Genomic DNA, 4109 nt, shown 5'->3' with positions numbered 1-4109 from the left:
GATGGATTGTTTACAAGAATCATCGGAAAAATCAGTGCACAGACTTTCCTTCAATACATCAATTATGTCAACGGGAAGCCCATTGGGAAAATCAAGTATGCTCTAAATTAATTCCGCCAACGGGTATAACTTGTTTTTTACAACGCATGACGGAGAAATGGACGCTTACCGCCTGCCATAATAACAATTTGACAATCTCTTTGCATGATATATCAGAGTATTATAGGAATTCTCTATTAATGGCTTATCTTAAGAATTATTCTAAAACTCATCAATAGCATTGCCCTTCGGAAAGGTTTCTCTAAGATGGTCTTTACTAAGTACAACAAGACAATTAGAAAATATTCTATTCATTCTTTTCAATAATTCGATTTTTTCATGGACTTCCTTAAGCTGATCTTTCAATTCAGAGATATCCTGAAGTATCTGTACCGAGTTCGGATTGCCTCCAATACGAGCATATTTATTCTCAATATGGAAACATGTCTCTTCCGCAATTTCATTAAGGGTATACCGGATCATGTTTATCTGTTTATCCTTTTCTGGTGTCTGATTGAAAAATAACCGACAATACTCTCGAACCTCTGCTTCGGTCATATTATGAACGTAAGTGTCCAACTGATGTCCACGTTCTATAAACAGGGCACTTCAGAGTGTGCATGATTTTAAGTTCCGAATAAAACTGAAGAGATTTAATTGATGCGCAATTAGCATGGTAACCGATTCGTAAAATCACAGCAGTTATTAAAGTTTTCAGGCTATAGAACACAATGACCAAAATGGTGCATTGTATACCAAAATAGTTCATTTTGGTCACCGACAAATTGTGAAACTTATGCAATAGTCCTATTCATCTCTGCACTCTCCAAACGCGGCTCTATTCTCTTCACCTTCATCCATCAATCTTTGCATGGCGGCCATCATTCTCAATTGTTTGGGTGACGGGGGCTTGACTCCGCGCTGAGCCAGATCGAGATAGGCGGGGAAACTGACGGAAAGGGCATTACGGACACTTTCGGGCATGAGCATTTTCCACTCCTGCTTCTGCTCATCCTCGAAAGTCAAGACAAGGCTGAACTTTTGGAGTTTGTTAGGGGTCTTGCGCATCTTGCGGGTGACATAGGTATTGGGACCACCCTTCATGAACTCATCAACAATCAGGAGTTCCTGTTTGTTGAGTACACTGAGGATATTGATGGGATTGGTCATCATGGCAACGGCCACACGGTAAACAGTCTCGTCTTTCTTCAGGTTGGGACTGACATATAGGTCGAGTTTCTTGCAGATCTGCAGGAGCTCTGCCTTAGTCTGGACGGCTAAAATATCAGGAAATGAAATACCAGAAGTAAATGCCGTATTATCTATAATAATCATAATGGAGAAATTGTGAGTATTTCGGACCGCTAGGCGGTCCATCGAAATCAAGACTGACCAAAATGGTTCATTCTGGTCAATGTTCAGGCTTTCTGACAGATCCCTGAATACTCTTCATAGAGCCGATCCGATGATAAAGAAGATTATATCCAACGACCATACTATTGTTATCGGCTGATCAGCCATCTTAAGAACGAACACACCGTTTCAGATTCAATACTACTATTCTCTTTCATCTCCGGACATTTAACGAATGCACTACACGATATCAGCATGAACAGGACCTCAGATGAAGAAGTATTAATCGCAGTTGAATTCATTTAAGACATGACAAATAACCGTGCTTTTATCATTTCGTGTAAGTATATGGCAGTAACCCTTTATTGTTTTACACTTGACATCGTAGAAAAACAATCATAAACCTTTTCAAATAATTTTGTAATTTCGTTCTCCTCAATGATTTTCTTATTTGTCTGATTCATAAAAATAAATGTCCTTGTAATATCAACAACATCAGAAAATTCAAGCTTAGGGTTGGGAAAATGAGAGTCATCAAAGGACCTGTTAAGATGATGGAATATGATAGCATCAAGAATCAATATTTTCCAAACACGCTGGTTGATTACCTGATCTAAACCACATTGGTGTATGATATTTTCCCATTTAATATCACCTTTAGCTATTTTTTCTTCATCCGCAGTTATATTATCAAAAAAATAAATGTAAAAGCATAATATTACCTTTCCATTATTTTCATTATAACGAGCAACTCTTAAATCTTTAAAATGTACGTTAAATGTGTAATCTTTATTAAAATTATCAATCTTTAAATCTTTAAAGGTAATTCCAAGGCAACAACAATTATGGATTTTTTTAGCCAAATATACAATACAAGAAATACTTGAAGAAGTAATAAACTTTTTAAACTCTTCCCGTAAAGATACATCCCATTTATATTGAGTTAATTCTTGTCCGTTTCCAATCACAAAAATACATTTTTTCAGACATTCTCCTATAATAAACAGCCTTTCAACTATATCTTCACACATTTTTTGAACCCCGTCATGAATCTTATCATGAATCTTATCATGATCGGATTTAGCCTTCCTTCTTGCCATACTCATATTATTTCTTTTTTTAATGTTTCACAAAAGTCAAATCTGATTACTAAGCGCTAATTTCAAGGTCAACGCTTTCAAATATTGATGTCTAAACCTATTAATAAAAATATGACAGTCGGCTGGCTGATCGTGATGAAAGGAATAATCTTGTAATATGGAAAACATATTATTTATCTTTTCATCTTTTATGGGGTCAACATAGTTTTTCAGTTTCTTCGAATCCACTATATCCCGGATGACATTTTCCGCATCTTCCAGTTCTTCTGAATAGGCTTCTTCAAGGTTATCCTTATCCATACATTTAAGCCATCTTATCAACAGATCCTTATCGATATAATCATACTGGGTTTTTATTATTATCCATGCAGTTAAAGCTGTCAGAAGGGATTCATCTTCGTCATAGACTTTATAAAGATAATATGGCCATGGCCTGATCCTCTCTTTAAAGAGATCCCTATTGCAACAATCGGTATACTGCCATTCCTTCTTCATTAACTTGATTGAAAGAGCTTCTGCTATAGGTTCTTCCTCAAGGCTGAAGATTCTATCAATACCACGATTTGCTGTCGTCTCATCATAGCAGTCCATTAATGCATGCATAAGCTCATGAAATACAACCTGGGCAAAAAGCAGATAAAAATCCTGAGGATTGCCATGTCCTTCTTTCCTGGAAATTTCTTTATAGATATTATCAATCCAGATAAATATTTGAGGATGGAAATTGCTAATATCCCAATAATCAGATTTGTCCCCACTCTTCTTACACTGGTACATTCCCAAGAAATCAAAGATTTCATAGGATAATTTTCCATCTCTGGTTTTATGATAAGGAGGTAGATGCTCGAAGTCCTGTTTTATATCTATTTTTTCCTGTCGTTTAAAATCCTCAAACCTCTTAGGCAATAATGCCTCAGACAGATTCTTATCAAGATGAATCAACTCATGGCAATTCGGTATTTCTATATTCTCTGTCCTATCTGAAGGAAGAGAAATGATCTTTCCGGACATTTCTGTCGTGACAACATAAACAGGTATAGTCTGTAGTAATCGATAGAAACAGGATACATAGCTGCTCTTATCCGGATTGCCATCCTGACAATCTGATCCAGCAGATTCAGGAATACAATAAATTGCACTACGTCTGGACATTATACAGGCATCCTCTATTGATTTAATTGTATCCGAATGGGCTATACTTTCCATCTGCTGGAAGGCTGAATGCTGAAGGTTCTTATTTTGTGTTTTACATAAGCTGTCTTCATTTTCTGTTTTATGGGAAAGTAAAAAATAATTATCCGCATCCGGAAGATCAGAATAGATCAGATTAATAATATTCATCCTTTAATGTCTTTATGTTAATACACAGTATTTTAGCGTTTGAAATTGATTGCTGGTCCGTATCAGATTGATGTCCATATCCTTTCAAGTATGGTTCCCGTCGTTAAATCAGGTCACTGACACTCGCCTGCTGAACCAATTGTATATACAGATCTCTGGTCATCAAGAAAGTAGGAACGACGGACAGGTTACATCTTACGGCGATCTTCTTCAGATTACACTTAATGTTCTGACGCTGCTGAATGACTTTCCGGAGGGCCTCCTTCCGACTGCGGG

The 4109-nt window shown here is 36.7% G+C and carries 4 protein-coding genes and 1 pseudogene; 1 reads left to right on the top strand and 4 read right to left on the bottom strand.

Features of this window, described 5'->3' with window-relative positions; all coding sequences use genetic code 11:
* Positions 1-111 (top strand): annotated as a pseudogene (locus ACYRYG_RS13170) (IS982 family transposase); the annotation flags it as partial.
* Between the two features lie 150 nt (positions 112-261).
* Here ACYRYG_RS13170 and ACYRYG_RS13165 read toward each other — a convergent pair.
* The 4 genes from ACYRYG_RS13165 to ACYRYG_RS13150 all read right to left on the bottom strand — a co-directional run bounded on the left by ACYRYG_RS13165 (position 262) and on the right by ACYRYG_RS13150 (position 3833).
* Positions 262-597 carry a hypothetical protein gene (locus ACYRYG_RS13165; RefSeq protein WP_460198468.1) on the bottom strand — a complete coding sequence of 112 codons (336 nt, stop codon included), beginning with the start codon at positions 595-597 and terminating at the stop codon, positions 262-264.
* 249 nt (positions 598-846) lie between these two features.
* Positions 847-1374 (bottom strand): hypothetical protein, encoded by a 528-nt coding sequence (locus ACYRYG_RS13160; protein WP_460198467.1) that lies wholly within the window; start codon positions 1372-1374, stop codon positions 847-849.
* Positions 1375-1754: 380 nt separating this feature from the next.
* Positions 1755-2492: a hypothetical protein gene (locus ACYRYG_RS13155; protein ID WP_460198465.1), complete on the bottom strand. Its 738-nt coding sequence runs from the start codon at positions 2490-2492 to the stop codon at positions 1755-1757.
* A 36-nt stretch (positions 2493-2528) separates the two neighbouring features.
* Positions 2529-3833 (bottom strand): hypothetical protein, encoded by a 1305-nt coding sequence (locus ACYRYG_RS13150; RefSeq protein WP_460198464.1) that lies wholly within the window; start codon positions 3831-3833, stop codon positions 2529-2531.
* Between the last annotated feature and the right edge of the window lie 276 nt (positions 3834-4109).

The sequence above is a fragment of the Segatella asaccharophila genome, assembly GCF_054687055.1.
The sequence above is the reverse complement of the archived record's forward strand: the minus strand, read 5'-3'. Positions and strand labels throughout refer to the sequence as shown.

What these genes read in the sequence shown, in the direction of transcription:
- ACYRYG_RS13160 (WP_460198467.1), bottom strand. Translation starts at nt 1,374, where the DNA reads ATGATTATTATAGATAATACGGCATTTACTTCTGGTATTTCATTTCCT.
- ACYRYG_RS13150 (WP_460198464.1), bottom strand. Translation starts at nt 3,833, where the DNA reads ATGAATATTATTAATCTGATCTATTCTGATCTTCCGGATGCGGATAAT.
- ACYRYG_RS13155 (WP_460198465.1), bottom strand. Translation starts at nt 2,492, where the DNA reads ATGGCAAGAAGGAAGGCTAAATCCGATCATGATAAGATTCATGATAAG.
- ACYRYG_RS13165 (WP_460198468.1), bottom strand. Translation starts at nt 597, where the DNA reads ATGACCGAAGCAGAGGTTCGAGAGTATTGTCGGTTATTTTTCAATCAG.